Here is a 21593-nt window from a genome sequence, read left to right as displayed (position 1 = left end):
ATGACTGTATAAATAAGTGCAGTCATTTTGCGCTATCTGAAAGAACTTTGCAAACTTAAAATAAAAAAGGAGTGGAAAGTTAATGAAGATGAAGAAGGATGGAATGAATTATGCGCCAAAAGGTGAAGTGAACCATGTTGTTGCTGAAGGGGAGTTCGTTATTGCTGCGATGTCTTTAGACCATGGTCATATTTACGGGATGTGTAATGGATTAGTAGAAGCAGGTGCAACTTTAAAATGGGTGTATGACCCAGATCCAGAAAGGGTGAGAAAGTTCATTGAATCCTTTCCGCAAGCGCAGGTAGCGGATAGTGCGGAGCAAGTTTTACAAGATGATGAAGTAAAACTTATTGCTGCAGCGGCAATTCCGTCTGATCGCGGTCCACTTGGCATTAGAGTAATGGAAAGTGGAAAAGATTATTTTACAGATAAGACACCTTTTACAACATTAGAGCAATTGGAAGCAGCTAAAGAGGCTGTAAAAAGGACAGGGAAAAAATATATGGTTTATTTTTCAGAGCGCCTGCACGTGGAAAGTGCAATATATGCAGGAGATTTGATTAAGCAAGGCACGATTGGTCGCGTGCTTCAAGTTTCTAACTTTGCACCACATTTGCTTAACGCACCATCAAGGCCTGAATGGTTTTTTCAAAAGGAAAAGTATGGTGGAATATTATGCGACATTGGAAGCCATCAAATTGAACAGTTTTTGTACTTCAGTGGGAATACAGACGCAGAAGTCGTGAGAAGCCAAGTGGCGAATTATACTGTGAAAGAGTTCCCCGAGATGGAAGACTTTGGAGACTGTATGATCGTTGGCGAAAATGGAGCAACACAATATTTCCGAGTAGACTGGCTTACTCCAGACGGCTTAGGGGTTTGGGGTGATGGACGTACATTTATTTTGGGAACAGAAGGGTATATTGAGATTAGAAAATACATTGATATTGCACGTGATGATGAAGGTGATCAAGTGTATGTATCTAATAAAGAAGGCACATATCACCATTCTGTGAAAGGGAAAATAGGTTTTCCTTTCTTTGGAGAGCTTATCCTAGACTGTATTAATCGCACGGAAAATGCAATGACACAAGCACATGCCTTTAAAGCAGCGGAACTTTGTCTGATTGCTCAAAAGGAAGCTGTCCGGTTGGAATAACAGAATAATATAGTGGCGGCGGGCGAACAGAATGATAACATCAACGAATAAACAAGGTTTTCTAGCTCGGAATATCACATAGATAGGAAAAACCGTAGAGAGACAATATTCTCTACGGTTTTATTTATTTCTGCGTTATTGCATCTTTATGCTAAGCGGAAAGTTTAGGTAATCTATGTGTGGTAATGTTAAGGTTCTATTACAATTCATGATACAATAAAAGAGATAGATAGGGCTTTCATTTAGTCTGTTAATGATAAATTTATTGATAGAAAGTTTAGCTAAGGATGGCAGTAAAGTTTATTTTATTTGGGCATTTTCTTGTTTCAATAAGTTTAACTTATAATGAACCGACCTATAGGTTTAGCCAACAAGTTATTTTTACAGGATGGGGGTCGGCCGATATTAGTATTATCTATTTTTTTGTTGGATTATTAGCATCGATTGTCGGATCAATTGCGGGATTAGGTGGAGGAGTTATTATTAAGCCGGCACTCGATTTTCTTGGCGATTATGATGTTGCAGCGATTGGTGTATTATCTGCTGCGACGGTGTTTGCAATGGCCTGTGTTTCATTATTAAATGCTGCTCACTCTGGCATAAAGATAAAAGGGAAAGTTAGTATTATTTTAGCAGCAGGCTCTATCGTTGGGGGCTTTATTGGTAAGATTATATTTAACTATCTTGTTAGCTCCATAGTGAACCATGAATTAATTACGACTATTCAATCTGGAATGTTAGCTTGCTTAATGTTCATTATTTATTTGTCTGTGAAAAATATAGAGAGAATAAGAACATATCAATTAAAGAATATCGCACTTATTTTTATTATTGGATTTGGATTAGGTACACTTGCTTCCTTCTTAGGAATCGGTGGTGGTCCATTGAATGTTGCAGTTCTAGCATTGGCTTTTTCCATGACTGCAAAGGAGTCAGCGATTAACTCGATATTTATTATATTTTTTTCCCAGCTTTCTTCCCTAGCCATTACAGGAATTACAGGTGGTTTTTCGACTATTGATTTATCGATTTTAGGATTGATGGTAGCTGGTGGTGTGATTGGTGGTTTAATTGGTGCCGTGTTATCTGTGAAGTTTAATAATGTACAAGTTGAAAAGATATTCAATCTTACCCTGATGGGGATTTTAGTATTGAATATATATAATTTCATTGAGAGTTTGCTATAAATTCATTTATATAAATAACAAGCATATTGATATTTTAAGATGGAAGGTGAAATGTATGGAATCTATTGATAAACAGTCTTGCTGTTCCGTAGATCGTTCAGTTGTCAAAGCTTCTTCTTATCGTCATTCGGATATCCCTATAGAACGCACGACAGAATATGAGAAATGCTCTGAAGACATGGTACTTATAACTGGTGGAGAATACTTAATGGGTACAGATGATGCTGATAGTAATCAGGCTGATGGGGAAGGGCCGATTCGAAATGTGAAAATTCTAGACTTTTTAATGGATCAATATGCTGTAACCAATTTGAAATTCAAAGAGTTTGTTGAAGATACGGGGTACAAAACGGATGCGGAAACATATGGGTGGTCCTTTGTTTTTTATAAACTCCTTTCTGAGGAAATAGCAAAGTCGGTGAAACAGGTTGTGTCCGGGACGCCTTGGTGGAGTGTGGTGGAAGGTGCTTATTGGTATCAGCCAGAAGGGGTAGGCTCTCATATTCAAAATCGTTTAGACCACCCTGTTGTACATATCTCATGGAATGATGCACAAGCATATTGCCAGTGGGCTGGGAAAAGACTACCGACTGAGGCGGAATGGGAATATGCAGCACGTGGTGGATTAACACAAAAAAGATATCCTTGGGGCGATGATTTAATGCCTGAGGAAAAACATGTTTGTAATATTTGGCAAGGTCAATTTCCAAAAGAAAATACGGAAGCAGATGGCTATTTAGGTACTGCTCCTGTATCAGTATTTGAGCCAAATGGTTATGGGCTTTATAATATGTCGGGTAATGTATGGGAATGGTGCCAAAATTATTTCAGCCCTAATTTCCATATCTTCGATACGAAAGAAAACCCACAGGGACCACCTCAAGGTGAGACTAGATCGATGAGAGGCGGGTCTTATCTTTGCCACGATTCGTATTGCAATAGATATAGAGTAGCTGCCAGGACTTCGAATACACCAGATAGTTCAACTGGGAATCTAGGATTCCGTTGTGTGAAAGATATTAGATGAAGGGTTTATTTGTAACGTAATATAATTGCTCTTATTTATGATGTTTATGGAAGGAAAGGAAGTTAAATTATATGAGGCAACAAGATTTTACGAGTGGAAGCATATGGAAGCAACTGCTTGTTTTTTCGACGCCGATTTTATTAACGAATCTGCTTCAAGTCTCTTATCAATTTATTGATAGTTTATGGGTAGGGAATCTAATTGGTGCCGATGCACTTGGTTCTGTAGCTGTATCTAGTACGGTGATATTTACTGTCTTATCTTTTATTATTGGCGTCAATAATGCTACATTGACGATCCTATCTCAATTGAAAGGAAAGTCAGATTCGCAGCAATTAAAACGTTATGTGAATGCTTTTACAGTAGTTTTGGCTAGCATGTCGATCCTTCTTGGTGTAGTAGGTTTTATATTTGCTGAATCTATACTATTATTACTAGGCACCCCAGAATCGATGATTGTAGATGCTGTTAGCTACTTACAAATTAACTTTATAGGGATTCTTTTTCTATTTGGATACAACTTTATTGGGACTGTCTTTAGGGCAATGGGAAATAGTAAAACACCTCTTCGTTTTGTAACGGTGGCTGTAATTTTAAATGCGGTCCTTGACCCATTGTTTATCCATATATTCGATTGGGGGATCGAAGGTGCTGCCTATGCGACGGTTGTTGCGCAAGGATTAGCTTTCTTATATGGACTTTTTGTTAGTATACATTATAAACTTATTCCATTTTCGGTGCCGAAAATCCCTAATAAAGCTGAGGTTGCTCTGATTTTAAAACAGGGACTTCCTGCGGGTTTGCAAATGATGGTTATTTCAGCAGGTATGGCTGCAATTATGAGTGTAGTTACTTCACTAGGTGACAACGCAGTTGCGGGATTTGGGGCAGCACAGCGACTGGATAGTATTCTTATGTTACCAGCACATGCATTGGGTACAGCAGTAAATAGTATGGCTGGACAAAACATTGCTGTAGGCAAGTGGAAGCGGGTTAATCAAATCTCCTTCTATGCCATTCTATTAAACTTAGCCGCTATGCTTTGTGCAGCTGTTTTTATCTTTCTATTTGCGGATAAAGGAATCCGTATGTTTATTTCGGAAGATGGAGCTGTAGCATTTGGTACGGAATATGTTAAAATTATTGCTTTTTTCTATCCATTTTTAGGTCTTAATTTCATTTGGAATGGAATCGTGCGGGCTTCAGGAGCAATGGTTCAAGTATTGGTACTAAACTTTATCTCATTCTGGATTTTACGCTACCCTTTAACCTATTTATTTGTGCGTTTTTTCGGTGAAAAGGGAGTTGGTATGGGTATGGCAATTAGCTTCATGATTGGGAGTGTTTTTGCTTTCGTTTACTATAAATACGGTAAATGGAGAAGGAAAGAATTATTTGAAAAATCTTCTTAATGATATAAGTGGGGGAAACCCCACTTATATATTTCGGACATGTGCACAAGAGTTTCGTTCAGTTAACTGTGGATCTAGTGTTTGAATGAGCGGAACATCTTGACGATTTTGAATAGCACGTAGAATCGTTTGAACAATTTGTTTAGCCATGACATCTACAGGAACACCAACACTTGTTAAGGGAATTTCCATGTTTCCCATTTGCGGGATATTATCATAACTGACCACGGAAATGTCTTTTGGGATAATAAAATTTGCTTCACGAATGGCCCGAACAATACCCGCGCTAATATCATAGCTTGTACCAATAATTGCAGTCGGAATAAATGCTGATTGTAAAAGGCGCTTCGCTGCAATATAGCCATCATACCAACTCAAACCCGCTGTGTTAATCAAGTTATCGCCAGAAAATGAAAGCTCAAAATGCTGCATGGCATTTTGAAACCCACGGTATTTTTCGATTTGCCTATCATCAATAGGCGAAAAGTCACCGATGAAGGCGATCTTTTCATGACCTAGCTTGGCTAAATATTCTACCGCTGCATACATCGCTTTTTGATAGTTTACATCGACAATAGGGAAGTCTTTTCCTTTTCCAACACCATATGAAACGATCGGTATTGTAGTTAAGGCATGAACCGTTTTGGTGCTTTCCTCGTCAAAAATAATGACACCATCTGCTTGATATCTTTTGAAAATATCTAAAGAAGTTTGAATGGAATTAATAGATAGAATCATAGAATATCCATTTTTAGTGAATTCCTCATTTATTTTTGTAGCTAATACTGAATGAGCCATCCTATCTAAGGTTGGCCAAGCAAGACCAATCAACTTCGATTCCTTTTTTACGAGACGCTGAGCTGCAAAATTAGGTTCATATCCTAAATCTTTAGCAATTTTTATAATTTTAGCTTTCGTTTCCTGTTTAACTAGAGGGCTATCATTTAATGCTTTTGAAACAGTAGAATAGCTCACTCCCACGGCTGTTGCAATATCTTTTATTGTTATCGTCATGAATAATCACTCATTTAAGTTAATTTGTACATATCATAGCATAATTTACAACGTTGTTAAACTGGTGGAGATAAAAATAGGGAAATGGGTAAGAGGGTGGCATTCATTCACCGATATAATTTAAGAAAGCGCTTGTATTCCTGTCATAAATATCTTAAAATTGAATATAAATAACAACGTTGTTATTTATGCGTTGAAAAATAAAAGGATACGGGTGAATAATATGAAAAAATTTATGGATGAGAATTTTTTATTGAATAATGATACGGCAATCGAACTGTATAATAATTTCGCAAAAGATATGCCTATTATTGATTATCATTGCCACTTAAGTCCGCAGGAAATTTACGAAAATAAAACCTTTAAAAATATTACGGAAGCTTGGCTTTATGGAGATCATTATAAATGGAGAGTAATGCGCGCAAACGGAATTGAAGAACAATATATTACAGGTGATGCGGCTGATTATGATAAGTTTCTTGCTTGGGCAAGAACCGTTCCCATGTTAATTGGCAATCCACTTCATCATTGGACACATTTGGAACTTCAACGCTTCTTTGGCATTTACGAGCTTTTAAATGAAGAAAGTGCACCAAAAATTTGGGAACAAGTAAATGCACAGCTAAATGGAGAAGGCTTTGGCGCGAGGGATTTGATTCTAAAGTCAAATGTAAAAGTAGTTTGTACGACAGATGATCCAATAGATTCATTGGAATATCATTCTAATTTAAAATCAGAGACAGATTTTGATGTTAAAGTGCTTCCAAGCTTCCGTCCTGACAAAGGGCTTGAAATTAATCTTGATGGTTATGCTGATTGGGTACAAAAGCTTGCAGAAGCTTCTGGACAACCAATTGAACATTACGAAGACTTTTTAAATGCATTAAGTGCTCGAATGGAGTATTTTCATTCCATGGGTGGTAGAGTTTCCGACCACGCACTAAACACTGTGATGTATGAAGATTGCACAGTTCAGGAAGCAGCTACTATTTTCGCAAAAGGGCTTAGTGGTGAAAAGGTTACCCTTGAAGAAGAGAAAAAATATAAGTCTTTCACGTTTACCTATATCGGAAAAGAATATGCACGACTTGGGTGGGTCATGCAGTATCATATGAATGCTTTACGTAATAATAATGAGAAAATGTTTAATGAAATTGGTGCTGACGCAGGATATGATAGCATTAATGATAGTTCACTAGCAAAACCATTATCACAATTATTGAATTCACTAGAAAGAGAAGATGCCCTTCCAAAAACGATTCTTTATTCTTTGAATCCACAAGATAATTATGTGCTTGGTACGATGATTGGTAATTTCCAAGGTGGTGGAGTTGCTGGGAAAATCCAGTTTGGTACAGCTTGGTGGTTCAATGATCAAAAAGACGGAATGCTTGATCAAATGAAGGCTCTTGCTAATCTAGGGTTATTCAGCCGTTTTATCGGAATGTTGACCGATTCAAGAAGTTTTCTATCCTTCACGAGACATGAATACTTCCGACGGATTACCTGTGATTTAATCGGTGGATGGGTAGAAGATGGCGAATATCCAAAAGATATGGTTATGCTTGAAAAAATCGTAAAAGGTATTTGCTATGACAACGCAAATGAATACTTTCAGTTTGATAGAGTAAACAAGTAATATACGAATGAAGATTTCGACAAATATCAGACAATTAAACTTAAAGGAAAAAGAATTTTGAGGACTTGCTATTTTCAAAATAGGCTGTTAGGTTATAATATAAGATATACATCTGAGCCCGGATCGCTACAAAAGTGATCCGGGTCCGTTTGTAAATTCTGGAATTGTGCGAAAATATGCTAAATTAATATGTGCGTAGCTTTCTTATGCTCAGTATTTCACTATAGAGAACAACAATCAGCTATGCACTTTTAAATGGGGGAAAGACAGATGACAACATTGACAACAGGTGTAAGGCTAGAATCAGACTTTTTAGGCTCGAAAGAGGTACCTTCTTATGCTTATTATGGAATTCAAACACTGAGAGCTGCCGAGAATTTTCCGATTACTGGATACAGAATACATCCAGATTTAATTAAGGCTGTTGCAATGGTGAAAAAGGCAACTACTCTGGCAAATGTAGAAGTAGGTATGCTAGCACATCATTTAGGGGAAGGAATTACACAAGCTGCTGATGAGGTTATCGCAGGTCAAATGCATGATCATTTTATTGTTGATCCGATTCAAGGTGGTGCTGGCACATCCATTAATATGAACGCAAATGAAGTAATTGCGAATCGTGCGCTAGAGCTGCTTGGAAAAGAAAAAGGGGATTATGCTTATATTAGTCCTAATAGCCATGTGAATATGTCACAGTCTACGAATGATGCCGTTCCAACTGCCATTCACCTCGCAGTGCTTCGTCAACTAGAAGAATTACTAGTGACAATGGAAGACATGCGCTTAGTATTTACTGAAAAACAAAAAGAATTTGACACGGTTATTAAAATGGGACGGACTCATTTACAAGATGCTGTGCCGATTAGGCTTGGCCAGGAATTTGCAGCGTATAGCCGTGTGATTACTCGCGATATTAAAAGAATTAAGCAAACGCGTGAAAATTTATATGAGGTAAATTTAGGAGCGACAGCTGTTGGAACTGGTTTAAATGCGGATCCACATTACATTATTTCCGCTGTTACCCATCTTGCTGAAATTAGCGGTTTTCCAATCAGACCAGCGGAACATTTAGTTGACGCGACACAAAATACAGATAAATATACAGAAGTATCATCCGCATTGAAAATTTGTATGTTGAATATGTCAAAGATTGCCAATGACCTTCGGCTGATGGCATCTGGACCAAAAACGGGTATGGCTGAGATTAACCTGCCATTAAGACAACCGGGTTCTTCGATCATGCCTGGTAAAGTTAATCCTGTGATGGCGGAATTGATTAATCAAATTGCATTCCAAGTGAATGGTAATGATCATACGATTAGCCTTGCTTCAGAAGCAGGTCAATTTGAATTAAATGTGATGGGACCAGTACTAGTTTTTAACTTATTACAATCTATTTCTGTCATGAATAATGGTTTTAAAGTCTTTACTGATTACTGTGTAACAGGCATTACAGCAAATGAAGAACAAATGAAACATTATGTTGACTCAAGCATTGGTATTTTAACTGCTGTTAATCCACATATTGGCTATGAAACAGCAGCTAAAATTGCACGGGAAGCAATTGTTTCCGGTAAATCTGTAAAAGACCTTTGCCTTGAAAAAGGAGCCTTAACAGAAGTGGAGCTAGATCAAATATTAAATCCATTTGAAATGACGGAGCCGGGTATTTCTGGTGCAACATTACTAGGAAAGTAAGCAAATAATACCTCGAACGGACTTATCCGTTTCGAGGTATTATGTTTCTGATCAATTAGTTCTAGTGTTTAATGCATCGAAAAATTGCGAAGTTAATGAAGGCTCACTCGACTTCCACGTTTTTATTAAGTAGCTTGTGGGTTCTTCACCAGATATAAACAAATCAGTTAGGGGCTGGTGAAGAGAATTATCCATTTCTACTATAGATAAGTGAGTCGCATGTTGGCTTAACTTCCTCGCATCTAACAGGATAGCTCTTGTAACCCACTTCTCCAGCTCCGCTCCCGATACATCGCTAGGAACACCCTCACTACTAAGAACTGCCTTGAAATGTCGAATTTCTGCTTTAACTTCTCTCGCTTCCTTCGATAGAATATAGCGTGGTGTGAAGAAAAATACGATAGCCAAGGTGATAATAAATAGGGAGATTTCAGGAAAAACCACTGAATCAACTACTAACCATCCAGCGAATATAGAAAGGAAGAAATAAGTTAAAATTCGTTTTCTACTTTTTCTAACCCATGCTTCATGTATTAAAAAGGGTGCAAAGATAAGATACATGATAAGCCAAAACCCAGAACCTGAATGGGTATAATATCCGGCTATAACGGATAACGTGGCAATAATCATAAACATGCGGCCAATGATCAAATATAATTTACCACCTAGCATTTTTGTTTGTGTCATTTTATCTATCAAATTGTTGAACCAAATACTCTCATCTTTATGAAAAATATTTAACTCTTCTCTATATGAGAAATCATTGTTTTTCTTTTCCCTTTTTGTTCTGCCATAGATATTATTTAATGAAAAAAGGCGATTTCCTTGTTTAAGCTTACCTATGAATAACCAATCTACTAGGTGTTTTTCACCTTCTGCTAATTTCACTTTGTATGGATGAAAGATAAAAGAGAGTGTATTTTTTGGTGCCTCAGGGTCATTTTGTATACGTCTAGACGTTGGGATCTTTTTCACTGATACATAGCCTTTTTCAACAAGGGAATACAAACCAGCAAAGAAGGCATAGGAATCTTTGGTACCTTCTCTATCGATCATATATAAGTAGAGTGGATCATAGTTTAGTAATTTTTCTGAAGTAGTCTTGCTTCTTACAAGTCGCTGTGGAAGTAAAAGCAATAGAATAGCTAGTACTCCGAGCGCAACTGAAAAAATAGGTAGCATTCTTTCGAATGAATTTCGCATTTTTCTCTGAGTAGTATAAGCTTTAGCTATATCCTCTTCTTCAGAAATTATCTCCTTTGGAACCGATGCTTCTTCTAAATCTAAGGTCTCCTTTAGAGGTGCTGGATCAGGAAGTTTCTGCTGCTCATACATGATGGAAGAAGGGAATAGGAGACGTATTTCCGTCAATCGGTACATCCTAGAAACCGGAGTGGAAAACCTGACGAAATCTTCGCCTTTCCGAATTACTTCACCTTTCTCATCATGGAAAAATGCATGATATGTATTCGGGTCTAACTTTTCAGGGAAAATAATATCGATCGTTACGTTATGTAAATCGATGTCATGATTTTTATTTTCCGCGAAAAAAGGAATGATTAAATCACTATATGAATTATATGACTTTATCGCATTTTTAAGTGTATAGGAATAAACGATCGTTTTCTTTTCATCTTTAACAGGAAGAGTAGCAAAATATCGATTGTTTTCTAAAGAGACTTCTAGCTGACTAAGGTCTTCCTGAGTCATTGTTTCAAGAGTAGCATCCGAATTAAGGAGCTCATAGGCTTGAAATTGAAAAATACCATTATGATGTCCACTATGCACGGATCGTCTAACGACATGATAATTACCTTTAAAAGTGTATGTAAAAGCTTCCTTCATTAGCAAATCACCATTGGGTAAAATGGTTGATTTAATATCCACCTTATCAATAGAAAGTGAACGTGCAGAAACTTGTGTGACAAAAATAATAGAAAAAGAAAATATAAGCAAAAAACATACATATAGCTTTTTCAAATGATACCTCCTCGAATGTTTCCACTAAAGCATAGCTTGACTTGGAGGTAATTTCCATAGGGAGAATGACTTAAAACAGTAATTTGGTGAAAATCGCGATTATCATTAAGAAAAAACATACTAATGTTAGTATGCTTTTCTAATTATTTATATATAAGGATCATTCGACAATAGTTAAGGAAGTTAATCCGCTCCTGCCCCTCCTCCATCACCGCCACTATCCCCACCACTGGAAAATCCATCACCGCCACTATCGCTATTATTCCTTTTTCCAGAGCTTTTGTTTACCGAAGGCCGCATAACGAAAGGCATGCTCCATTTCCAAGTTTTTAATAAGTAAGAGGATGGGTCCTCACCATTAAAAACAAGAGCGCTCATCGGTGCTATTAGTATAAATTCATCCATCGGCTTTTTGAATTGATTCATATCTAGCTCAAACCTTTTTACGTTCAAAAGTACAGCTCGAATCATCCATTTATCCAATTTGGATTCATCTATACTAGAAGGAATACCCTCTTTGCGAATCATCTTTCTGAAATGACGAATTTCCGCTCTTACTTCAGCAGCTTCTCTCGATAATATAAAACGAGGTACAGTCAAATAAAAGATGATCATTGCGCAAATGAATAGTGTGAATGGGAGAATAAATTCTATCTCTACGAAAATCCAACCTGTGATCATAGTGACAAAGAAAAAAGCCAAGACTTGTTTTCTTATTAAAGAAGTCCATGCATTTCTGAGCAAAAAAACAGAAACAATGAGATAAAGAATAATTCCAAAACCGGATGATGCCTTAATAAAATAGGTGTAAGTTGTTAAAATAAGCACCAAAGCTATTAAGATACGGGTAGAAATAGGATATAACCAGCCACTAATCAATTGTCTCTCTTTTAACTCAAGAAGAACCTGGCGGAACCAATTATCTTCCTGATGTAAATGTTTGATTCGCTTTCGGAAATATCCGTTTATCTCTTTTGCTTCCTTTTCCTTTTTCGTTGCACCGTATATATTATTAAGGGAAAAAAACCTTTGCCCTAACTTCTGTTTTCTCGTAAATAGCCAGTCAAGTAAACCTTTTTCGCTTTCGGATAAAGGAGTAGTTGAAGGATGAAAGGTAAATGCGAGTGTATTTTTAGGTGCACCAGGATCCCTTTGAAATCGAGTGAGGGTAGAAGCTTTACGGACTGTCACACAACCTTTTTCTACAAGAGAATAAACACCTGCTAATAATGCGTATGGATCTTTTACAGCAACCCGATCAATGATGTACAAATAAAATGGGTCATATTTCAGTAAATCTTCAGGACGAGCATGGCTTCTTAATCTACGCTGAGGTAGCAGAAGTAAACAGCCAGCAGCTATTATAAATAATCCAGATAACAGGAAAAGAAAGTGAGTAAATATTTCTTGTGTGTCACTTATTGCATTAACAGATATTCCTGCTTTTTCTTCCTGTTGTAATGCTTTTTCTAATGATATCGGTTCCTTTCCTTTTTGTTGTCCTGTCATAATAGATGAAGGAAATAAAATGCGTGGTTCTGTCAACCTACGCATCTTGGAAATTGGTGTGAAAAACCGAACGACTTCTTCTGTCTTTTGAACGACATATCCTTCTTCATCATGAAGAAAAGCATGGTATGTATTAGAATTTAATTTATCTGGAAATACAAAATCAATTGTGACATTTTGTATATCTGTATCATGATTACTGTCTGTTCCAAAAAAGGGAACTGTCACATCGCTATATGTTTCATAAGACCTCACTGCGTTCTCAAGAATATATACATACACGACTTTTTTACTTTCATTTTTAACAGCTAAATTAGCTGTATAATGATTGTCGTTTGGATGAACATCCAGTTGGCGCATATCATTTTTATCAATGGCTTCAAGTGAGGCATTTGGATTCATCAACTCATATGCTTCAAATTCCTTCACACCATTATGATGTGCTTTATGAACAGAGCGCCTCACATTTTTATAGGAACCATCAAATGTATAGGTAAACATTTCATTAATAAGTAGATTACCGTCAGGTGTAATTAATGCTCGTATATGCACATCGTCGATAGAGAGAGAACGTGCGGATGTTTGTGATGTAAAAGTGAAAACAATAAAGAATATACATAAAAAAACGATAGGTAGCTTTTTCAAACGGCTCCTCCTCATACAACATTTTCAATAGAATCATATCTTGAAGAAGGGGAAAAATCTATAGGAATAAGGGCTTAGAGTAAAAAGGACAAAGCATTAGGCTTTGTCCTTTTTATTCGTATGCTATCAATCTTTAATAGAGAAGCCGATTTTTCCAAATTGTTCTGCTTTATTTAGACGCTCAAAAGCTTGTTCAAATTGATTGAGTGTGAAAAATTGATCGATGACAGGTTTTATTTTATGTGATTCTATAAAATCAATCATCTCACTCAGTTCCTCTGCACTGCCCATCGTTGAGCCAAGTAAATTGAACTGGCCATAGAAAAAGTCACGTAAATTTAGCTGAATTTCATCTCCTGCTGATGCTCCAAAGGCAACGATCGTTCCCCCAGGACGTAGTTGATTAAGTGATTTATGAAAAGTAGCAGCCCCAACGGATTCAATGACAAGGTCAGCTTTTTCTCCTGATAGAGCTTGATCCCAATCTCCATTACTATCAATTGCTTTATCTGCACCTAGTTCGAGTGCTAATTGGCATTTTTCTTGCGATCGTGAAGTGACATATACGGTCGCACCTGCTGCTTTTGCAAACTGTAAAATAAATGTAGCTACTCCACTACCGATACCTGGGATCAATAATGTCTTTCCAGCGCTAAGTTTTCCTCTCGTAAATAAGGCCCTATAAGCTGTTAGTGCGGGAAGAGCTAATACCCCTGCTTCTTCCCATGTTAAGTGTGTAGGTTTCGGAACTGCATTTTCGGCTGGAAGTATGATTTTTTCAGAAAATGTTCCGTGCCCAGGTAAACCAACTATATCGAATTCTTTCGGGGGTGCTTCGCTATTTTCTTTCCAACCGAGGCCTGGATTTATAATCACCTCGTCCCCGATTTGAACATTTGTAACTCCTTCCCCGACTGCATCAACTATTCCAGCCCCGTCAGAGCCAATAATTAATGGTGGATCAGTCGGTAGATGGCGGTTCAATACAAATAAATCGCGGTGATTAAGCCCAGCCGTTTTTAATTTGATTCTTACCTCTCCAACATTAGGAAGCATTTCTTCCATTTCACGATAAGAAAGTCCTGCAACTCCAGCGTTCTCTGCATGTACAATTGCTTTCAAATCAATCCCTCCATTAAAAATGCATTTTAAAAAATGATGTCATTTTTATCATACTCTACTTTTTAACTTTAATAAAAAGTAGGGTTTTATAAACCTAATTCTTCTATTTGATTTTTTAACTCGTTAAGTTCAGTAATTGTAGTCATTATCTCCGAGTTTTCTAGCAAATCTGTATCAAATGTTCCGTTTTCAATGTGGCTTAAATATAAGTCAATTCCTTCTTCCAATTTCTTATTAGAGCTTACTATGCTGTTATGGATATCGGATGCGATGGAAGGAGCCTCAATTTCGTTAAATGCTTGTATTTCTTCCTTCATTGCTTGGAGCTTGCTTTCTAAATCTTCCCTTGCTTCCTTATTTGCAATAGCATCTTGAGCAAGAGTGGGTAATTCATTAGCAAAACTTTGTGTAGTATGAATATAATCCGTTCCTTTATTTACGTAATCAAGTGAATGATTTACATCTTCAATTAGTGAGCAACCGCTAAGGATTATCATAGATAATAGTCCGAAAACAGCAATGATTTTTTTCATGAGATTCCTCCAGTAATTATATTTTTTCTGTGAAAAAATTTATATAAAGCGGCGATACAATTGAGAATAAATGCGGGAATTTTTTTAGGGAAAAAGCGCTTTGTATAAAAGCGATAGAAAGCAATCTTTAAATCTAACCATTGATTACACGTTTTTAATTGTCGAAAGCGGGCTACATCAATCAATATTATTTCCTTAGTGGAAGTGATTAATATATTGCGCAAATGAATATCCGAAGGATTTAACCCTTGCTTTCTTGCCAATGTTAAGGCAAGATCCACTTTTTTGATCTCTTCCTCCGTAATTTCAATCCCCTTAGTTAGACATTCAAAAAATGTGTAGCCATCAATATAATCTATGACGATATAATTCATACCAACCTCATAGAGAACAGGGTAATAATCGATATGTTGGATGTCTTTATACACCTCAGCTTCTTCTTTTGCGAGATGCTGGTGTTCAGGGAAAAAAACTTTTATCACCTTGTTTGTATGCTGAATCTTAAATACAAAAGCACTCCTTCCAACTCCTGCAAGGGTTAAACTGTCATCATACCCTATGATTAGTGGTCTATTACATTTATTGCCAATGACTATGCTCTGCGCTAATTTTTCGAAAAGGCTCATAATGTGGCCCTCCTTCATCCTTCATTTAAATAAAAAAAGGCGTTATTACCGATTTTGGTAATAACGCCTTTTAAGAAAATAAAAAGACCTTACCAAAAAAATCGGTAAGGTCTCGCAAACAACATACGTTGCCAATAAAGCCGAGGATCTAACATCCTGTATTGACGACTTTATTGTATAGCTACTCCCCTTATACGGAAGAAATTATTTAAGATTAACGTTGTTAATTATAGATATATGAACTTCATCTGTCAAATATGGCTGTCTTCAGTAATTTTCGTATTTTTTAAAGGTTCGTTAATAATTTGTTCATATATTCTGGCTATGATAATAATAAGAAATCATTAACGAGGAGGAAAGGAAACATGAACGATATGAATGAAAATAATGGAATGCATACAATAGATGAAAACCGCCAGAAGCCAAAGAAACCAAGAGGGGGTAAATTCTTATCGGCCATTGGTGCTGGAGTGATCGGCTCTGTTCTAACATTGGCTGTTGTGACGAATACGGGCTTGTTAGAAAGGGAAGAAGCTCCGATAAGTAATAATACGCCGATTACGCAAAAAGAGGATAAAAATACTTATGATGTTCAACAAACATCTGCAAATACTGAATCGTTAGCCGATATGGTAGAGAATGCTTCGAAAGCGATAGTCGGTGTAGAAAAGTTTCAACATACAAATAACCGTTTCTCTCAGGATTCGGAAATCCAAGCGGCTGGTTCTGGCTCAGGCGTTATTATTAGAAAAGATGGGAAGAGCGCCTATATTGTGACGAATAATCATGTCATTGAAGGTGCTGAGAAAATTGAGATATCACTAGAAAGTGGCGAGAAAACAACAGCGGAACTCGTTGGAGCGGATGCATTAAGTGATTTGGCTGTTTTAAAAATGGATGCCAAATATGCTGATACAATTCTCGAGTTTGGTGATTCAGATAAATTAAGGGCGGGAGAACAAGTCGTAGCAATTGGTAATCCGCTCGGAAGCGACTTCTCCCGAACTGTAACACAAGGAATCATTAGTGCTGTCAAACGTTCTATCAATGTCAAGACATCGGCTGGCGAATGGGATTTAAATGTGATCCAAACAGATGCGGCGATTAATCCGGGAAACAGTGGTGGTGGTCTTATCAATTCGGCTGGCGAACTAATTGGGATTAACAGCTTGAAAATAGCTGAAAATGGTGTGGAAGGTCTTGGATTTGCGATTCCAAGTAACGATGCAATACCATTAATCGAAGAAATGATTAAAAATGGGAAAGTTGAACGTCCATATATGGGTGTAAGTTTAGCCGAGCTTGCGCAAGTACCACAGCAATATGTACAGCAATTACCGTTGGAAGTCGAGGGAGGCGTGATGGTAACACAAGTCGATCCGGAGTCTGCTGCAGCAAAAGCAGGATTAGAGGTACAGGATGTTATTGTTGGCATGAATGATAAGGAAGTAAAAAGTTCAAGTGAGCTTAGGAAACTATTATATTCCGAATTCAAAACTGGCGATAAAGTTTCTTTGAAAGTATATCGGGGCAGCGAATTGAAAGTCATTCAAATTACCTTAGGTTAATGCTACACCTCTTATCAAACTAGATAAGAGGTGTTTGTAGTTGCTAATTTCACCTATTCTGTTTACCTTTAAATGACAGAGAAATGTAGAAAGGAGGCAGATCGATGAAAATTTTAGTCATTGAAGACAATGAAAGTGTTGCTTCTATGCTTGAAATGTTTTTTGTGAAAGAAGGTATTGAAGGACATTTTATCATGGATGGACTTGAGGGTTATGCACGTGCACAAGAGGATAAGTGGGATTGTTTAATTATTGATTGGATGTTGCCGGGAATGGATGGTGTAACCATTTGTCGCAAAATCAGGCAGGAAAATAAATCTGTTCCCATCATTATGCTGACAGCAAAGGATACGGAATCTGATCAAGTGCTTGGCCTTGAAATGGGGGCGGATGATTATGTGACAAAGCCATTTAGCCCGCTTGCATTAATGGCGCGTATTAAAGCGGTGACACGTAGATACAATCCACAGAAAGAGAATTCAGATACCATTGAGACGACTCATTTTAAAATTAACAAAAATACACGAGAAGTAATGCTGGATGGGTATAAAATTACAAACTTAACGCCAAAGGAATTTGATCTTCTCTATCATTTTATTCAACATCCGAAACAGGTTTTTTCTCGTGAACAATTGCTAGAAAGCGTATGGGGTTACCAATTTTATGGTGATGATCGTACAGTTGATGTTCATATTAAGAGACTGCGAAATAAAATTGGTACAACAGAGCAGCCATTTTTCCAAACAGTTTGGGGAGTGGGTTATAAATTTGAAGAAATCACTGAACCCTTATCGCAAGGTAAAGAAGAATGAAAGTTAAATATCTTTATCAACAGCTTGGTAGCCATATAGGTGTATTACTTATTGCTTTCTTAATTTTGAGCTTACTGTTTACACAGTTCGTAGAAAAATTAGTATATGAAAATAAGATCGAAGAACTTACTTCGTATGGGTATAATATTTTACTTGATCTAGAAAATAATCAGGCAAGAACGCAACAAGTTCTCCAGCAATATGGAAATGTATTAGCAGGCCGAGAAATCCAGTATAGCTTGTTTGATACAAGTGCTGCAATTATTTATTCAAAAGGAAGTTTACATCCTGAAGTAGAGCTTACGAACAATGAATGGCGCGATATAAAAAATGGTAAGACGGTTATTATTAAGAAAGAGTTTAGACGTTTTGAACAAGGGGTTACTTTTGTTTTACTTCCATACGTGCATAATGATCAATTTATGGGGGGGATTTTACTAGTATCTCCGATAAAAGGTTCCCGTGATGTCATTGATCAAATTAATCGATATTTATTTTATACAGTCATTATTTCTTTAGCAGTAGCACTATTGGTGAGTTGGATCATATCGGCATTTCATGTAAAAAGAATCAAACGAATTCGAGAAGCAACGGCACTCGTTGCAGCTGGTGATTACTCTGTGCAGATTCCATCATCCAATTTTGATGAAATTGGAGATCTTGCGAGAGATTTTAATAAAATGGTTGGAAAACTGCATGTCTCAATGGAAGAAATCGAAAGTCTTGAAAATCGAAGACGCCAGTTTATGGTAGATGTATCACACGAGTTAAGAACCCCCCTCACGACAATTAGTGGCGTGATAGAAGGGATAAGAAATGATATGATCCCTGAATCGGAGAAGGAAAAAGGGATGCTTTTGGCAAGCAAGGAATCTAAACGGCTTATTAGGCTTGTTAATGAAAACCTCGATTATGAGAAAATCCGCTCAAATCAAGTGAAGCTTTTCAAAGAAGAGACGCAGCTTTTTGAAGTGTTAGAAATAATTAAAGATCAATTGGAGATGCAGGCTCAAGAGAAGAATAATGAGATTATTGTTGATGTGGATGATAATGTTTATATTTATGCTGATTATGATAGACTTACACAGATTTTAATTAATATTACGAAAAACAGTATTCAATTTACGGAGAATGGAAAAATAACATTGCGTGGAAAAGCTGGTACGGATGAAACAATTATTGAAATAGAAGATACTGGGATTGGGATTGATCCTGCAGAGATTGAAAAGATTTGGGGACGTTTTTATAAAGCGATGCTATCAAGGACGACAAATCCATATGGAGAATTCGGTCTCGGTTTATCTATTGTGAAACAGTTAGTTATGATGCATCAAGGAAATATCGAAGTAACTAGTGAAAAAGGAAAAGGAACAAAATTTATCATAAGATTTCCTGTTAAAAAAACTAGTGTGTAAAACGCGGATATTGAGAGAGTACTCCCTTATGCAAGGATCTTTTAATACCGCTGATCTCCGCTTCAGGCGGATGCTTCAATCAACTTGGTTTTACTTTTCTTACAGTGGTTTTGTTCCATTCATGCAAACGCAGTAAGATGCTCTATATATTCTAAGAAATCTGCTGCAACTTAACATTCAAGCTCAAAAAAGTCGACTCTCATTCAGCTGTTGAATGTAGAGTCGTCTTTTTTATCGACGTTCTCTTATTTATCCCGTACGCTCCAAGAGGCTCAAGTGGCCCCCGGAAAGCGAAGAATATTCTAGCTGCATCTTTTTAAAATTTTCTTTTCTATAGAAATAGATCCTTTCAGTGCTCTTGAAAAATCGTAGTGTTTTTTTCTTAGTTTGTTAATAGTTTGTTCATAATTTTTGATTATGGTTAAGGTATGTAGGATTTAGATGGAGGGAAATAAATGAACAAGAAAATTATATTAGCAGTAATTGCAATAGTAATGATTGGAGCTGCTGTAATATTTACAACTGCCTTTTCAAAAAAAGAGACGGTTGCAACTGTTGGAAATGAATCAATAACGAAAGATGATTTGTACGATATGTTGGTAGAAACGAGTGGCGCAGATGCGTTGGCTGCACTTATTAATACGAAAGTAATTGAATTAGAAGCTGAAAAAGAAAAAGTCTCAGTATCAAAAAAAGAAATTGATGATGAACTCGCTACATATATCGAAACATATGGGGGAGAAGATTCATTTGATGCAGCATTGGAACAAAGTGGAATAACGAAAGATATGATTAAGGATGATATGAAACAATATGCGTTAATTAAAAAGCTTCTTGAGCCGAAAATTAAAGTGACTGATAAAGAAATGAAGGCCCACTTTGAAGAAAACAAGGCTGAATTTAACCAGGATGCTCAGGTAGAAGCAAGCCATATTTTGGTGGAAGATGAAGATACGGCAAAGAAAGTAGCTCAAAAACTTGCTGTTGGAGAAGACTTTGCTGAATTAGCGGCGGAATACTCAACAGATGCTGCAAATGCAGAAAATGGTGGGAGTTTGGGATACTTTGCAAAAGGTAAGATGGTTGAGGAATTTGAAAAAGTTGCCTTTTCAATGAAAAAGGGCGATATTAGTGACCCTGTGAAAACAGAACATGGTTATCATATTATTAAGGTAACAAATAAAAAAGAGGCAAAAGAAGCGGTGTATGCTGATCATAAAGATGAAATAAAAGAAACTTTATTTGAAGAAAAAATGCAAACAGAATATCCTACATGGTTAGAGGAGAAAACAAAGGAATATAAAGTGAAAAATTCATTAGAAAAAGCGTAAGTAGTAATTTTCGGTCTTTATAGTTTATTTTTATATACAGGGCATGCTAGTAAGTGAAATTTACTTACTTTAGGAGGTAGATCTGTATGAAAGGCAAACTTTTATCGACCTTTGTGATAGTTGCACTCGCGCTTGGAATGATCGGACTAACTTCGACTCATGCAGCATTTTTTAATGTAAATGGTCACCCCGGGGGAGAATATAAGCATGATTCTGAAATGCTTAAAAAGCAAGCTGAGGAACTTGGGATTGCGACTGACGGAAAAGATGCAGTTACACTTCGAAAAGAAGTGCGGGAAGCAATTATTAAAAAGCAGGCTCAAGCATTGGGAATTAAAATAGAAGGTAAAGATATTAGTACATTGGAGAAAGAAGTTCATCATAAATGGGTGGAACATATCGCTAAAGAATGGAAAATAGATACAAAGGGAAAAGATGATAAAACGATAATGCAAGAGGTAAAAAAAGCAAAGATTAAAAATGCTGCACAGGAATTAGGCATTTCTACTGATGGGAAAGACTTGAAAGAACTTGCCCGTGAAGTTCGAGAAAGGCAAATTAAAAATCATGCGCAAGAATTAGGAATTACAATAGAAGGAAAAGATCTTCAAGAATTGGCAAAAGAGGTTCATGAAAAGATGGTCTACCGTGCTGCAGAAAAATTAGGTGTTGAAACAGATGGAAAAACAGTTAAAGAGATCTTTCATGAAATCATGATGAATCATGGTGAGAAGGCTAGAGAGCTAAAGTTATTTCCTTTTAAAGAAGAGAATATTATTTTCTTTGACGGACACCGTGGTGGTAGGGGAAATTAATAGTAGGGTTAAGAAAATGCGAAACATGCACGATGTTTTGTTAACATGATCTGGAGCTAGGAGGGGCATCCAAAAGTCGACTACTGACTTTATGGACAGCC

General features: G+C 36.8%; 17 protein-coding genes. 11 read left to right on the top strand and 6 right to left on the bottom strand.

Annotated features, from left to right (window positions below; translation table 11 throughout):
* Positions 1 to 88 precede the first annotated feature (88 nt).
* From BLE01S_RS13875 to BLE01S_RS13860, 4 genes are all read left to right on the top strand, one after another.
* Positions 89 to 1159, top strand: coding sequence for a Gfo/Idh/MocA family protein (locus tag BLE01S_RS13875; RefSeq protein WP_066143448.1), 1071 nt, complete (start codon positions 89 to 91; stop codon positions 1157 to 1159).
* A 287-nt stretch (positions 1160 to 1446) separates the two neighbouring features.
* A complete protein-coding gene (locus BLE01S_RS13870) occupies positions 1447 to 2346 on the top strand; it encodes a sulfite exporter TauE/SafE family protein (protein ID WP_082788735.1) in 900 nt (299 codons plus the stop codon).
* 55 nt (positions 2347 to 2401) lie between these two features.
* The gene (locus BLE01S_RS13865) at positions 2402 to 3373 is read left to right on the top strand and encodes a formylglycine-generating enzyme family protein (protein ID WP_066143253.1); all 972 of its coding nucleotides are present in this window, start codon (positions 2402 to 2404) and stop codon (positions 3371 to 3373) included.
* A gap of 71 nt (positions 3374 to 3444) precedes the next feature.
* A complete protein-coding gene (locus tag BLE01S_RS13860; RefSeq protein WP_066143250.1) occupies positions 3445 to 4785 on the top strand; it encodes an MATE family efflux transporter in 1341 nt (446 codons plus the stop codon).
* Between the two features lie 24 nt (positions 4786 to 4809).
* Here BLE01S_RS13860 and BLE01S_RS13855 read toward each other — a convergent pair whose 3' ends face one another.
* Complete coding sequence (locus BLE01S_RS13855; RefSeq protein WP_066143245.1) at positions 4810 to 5799, bottom strand: LacI family DNA-binding transcriptional regulator; 990 nt, start codon at positions 5797 to 5799, stop codon at positions 4810 to 4812.
* A gap of 223 nt (positions 5800 to 6022) precedes the next feature.
* Here BLE01S_RS13855 and uxaC point away from each other — a divergent pair, with 223 nt between their 5' ends.
* Together uxaC and aspA are read left to right on the top strand one after the other, a co-directional pair.
* Positions 6023 to 7438: a glucuronate isomerase gene (uxaC, locus tag BLE01S_RS13850; protein ID WP_066143242.1), complete on the top strand. Its 1416-nt coding sequence runs from the start codon at positions 6023 to 6025 to the stop codon at positions 7436 to 7438.
* Between the two features lie 270 nt (positions 7439 to 7708).
* Positions 7709 to 9136 carry an aspartate ammonia-lyase gene (aspA, locus tag BLE01S_RS13845; protein WP_066143240.1) on the top strand — a complete coding sequence of 476 codons (1428 nt, stop codon included), beginning with the start codon at positions 7709 to 7711 and terminating at the stop codon, positions 9134 to 9136.
* Between the two features lie 51 nt (positions 9137 to 9187).
* On the opposite strand, the gene BLE01S_RS13840 is transcribed toward aspA, so the two are convergent.
* From BLE01S_RS13840 to BLE01S_RS13820, 5 genes are all read right to left on the bottom strand, one after another.
* Positions 9188 to 11116 (bottom strand): DUF2207 domain-containing protein, encoded by a 1929-nt coding sequence (locus BLE01S_RS13840; protein ID WP_066143238.1) that lies wholly within the window; start codon positions 11114 to 11116, stop codon positions 9188 to 9190.
* 183 nt (positions 11117 to 11299) lie between these two features.
* Complete coding sequence (locus tag BLE01S_RS13835) at positions 11300 to 13270, bottom strand: DUF2207 domain-containing protein (RefSeq protein ID WP_066143236.1); 1971 nt, start codon at positions 13268 to 13270, stop codon at positions 11300 to 11302.
* A gap of 126 nt (positions 13271 to 13396) precedes the next feature.
* Entirely contained in the window at positions 13397 to 14392 is a 996-nt protein-coding gene (locus tag BLE01S_RS13830) for a zinc-binding dehydrogenase (RefSeq protein WP_066143231.1), read from the bottom strand.
* Positions 14393 to 14478: 86 nt separating this feature from the next.
* Positions 14479 to 14925 carry a DUF6376 family protein gene (locus BLE01S_RS13825; RefSeq protein ID WP_066143228.1) on the bottom strand — a complete coding sequence of 149 codons (447 nt, stop codon included), beginning with the start codon at positions 14923 to 14925 and terminating at the stop codon, positions 14479 to 14481.
* Positions 14922 to 15551 (bottom strand): protein kinase family protein, encoded by a 630-nt coding sequence (locus tag BLE01S_RS13820; RefSeq protein WP_066143225.1) that lies wholly within the window; start codon positions 15549 to 15551, stop codon positions 14922 to 14924. The genes BLE01S_RS13825 and BLE01S_RS13820 overlap by 4 nt, the downstream gene beginning before the upstream one ends.
* Before the next feature lie 365 nt (positions 15552 to 15916).
* On the opposite strand from BLE01S_RS13820, the gene BLE01S_RS13815 reads away from it, so the two are divergent.
* The 5 genes from BLE01S_RS13815 (at position 15917) to BLE01S_RS13795 (ending at position 21492) form a co-directional block, all read left to right on the top strand.
* A complete protein-coding gene (locus BLE01S_RS13815) occupies positions 15917 to 17119 on the top strand; it encodes a S1C family serine protease (protein ID WP_066143222.1) in 1203 nt (400 codons plus the stop codon).
* A 104-nt stretch (positions 17120 to 17223) separates the two neighbouring features.
* A complete protein-coding gene (locus BLE01S_RS13810; protein ID WP_066143219.1) occupies positions 17224 to 17931 on the top strand; it encodes a response regulator transcription factor in 708 nt (235 codons plus the stop codon).
* On the top strand, positions 17928 to 19346 hold the full coding sequence (locus BLE01S_RS13805; RefSeq protein WP_066143216.1) for a sensor histidine kinase: 1419 nt from the start codon (positions 17928 to 17930) through the stop codon (positions 19344 to 19346). The genes BLE01S_RS13810 and BLE01S_RS13805 overlap by 4 nt, the downstream gene beginning before the upstream one ends.
* A 455-nt stretch (positions 19347 to 19801) precedes the next feature.
* Positions 19802 to 20677 (top strand): peptidylprolyl isomerase, encoded by an 876-nt coding sequence (locus tag BLE01S_RS13800; RefSeq protein ID WP_066143213.1) that lies wholly within the window; start codon positions 19802 to 19804, stop codon positions 20675 to 20677.
* A gap of 86 nt (positions 20678 to 20763) precedes the next feature.
* Entirely contained in the window at positions 20764 to 21492 is a 729-nt protein-coding gene (locus BLE01S_RS13795) for a hypothetical protein (RefSeq protein WP_066143210.1), read from the top strand.
* The last annotated feature ends 101 nt before the right edge of the window (positions 21493 to 21593 follow it).

The organism is Lederbergia lenta NBRC 16444, assembly GCF_001591545.1.
GTDB classification, from domain to species: Bacteria; Bacillota; Bacilli; order Bacillales; family Bacillaceae_C; genus Lederbergia; species Lederbergia lenta.
This window is presented reverse-complemented; position numbering and strand designations above follow the sequence as displayed.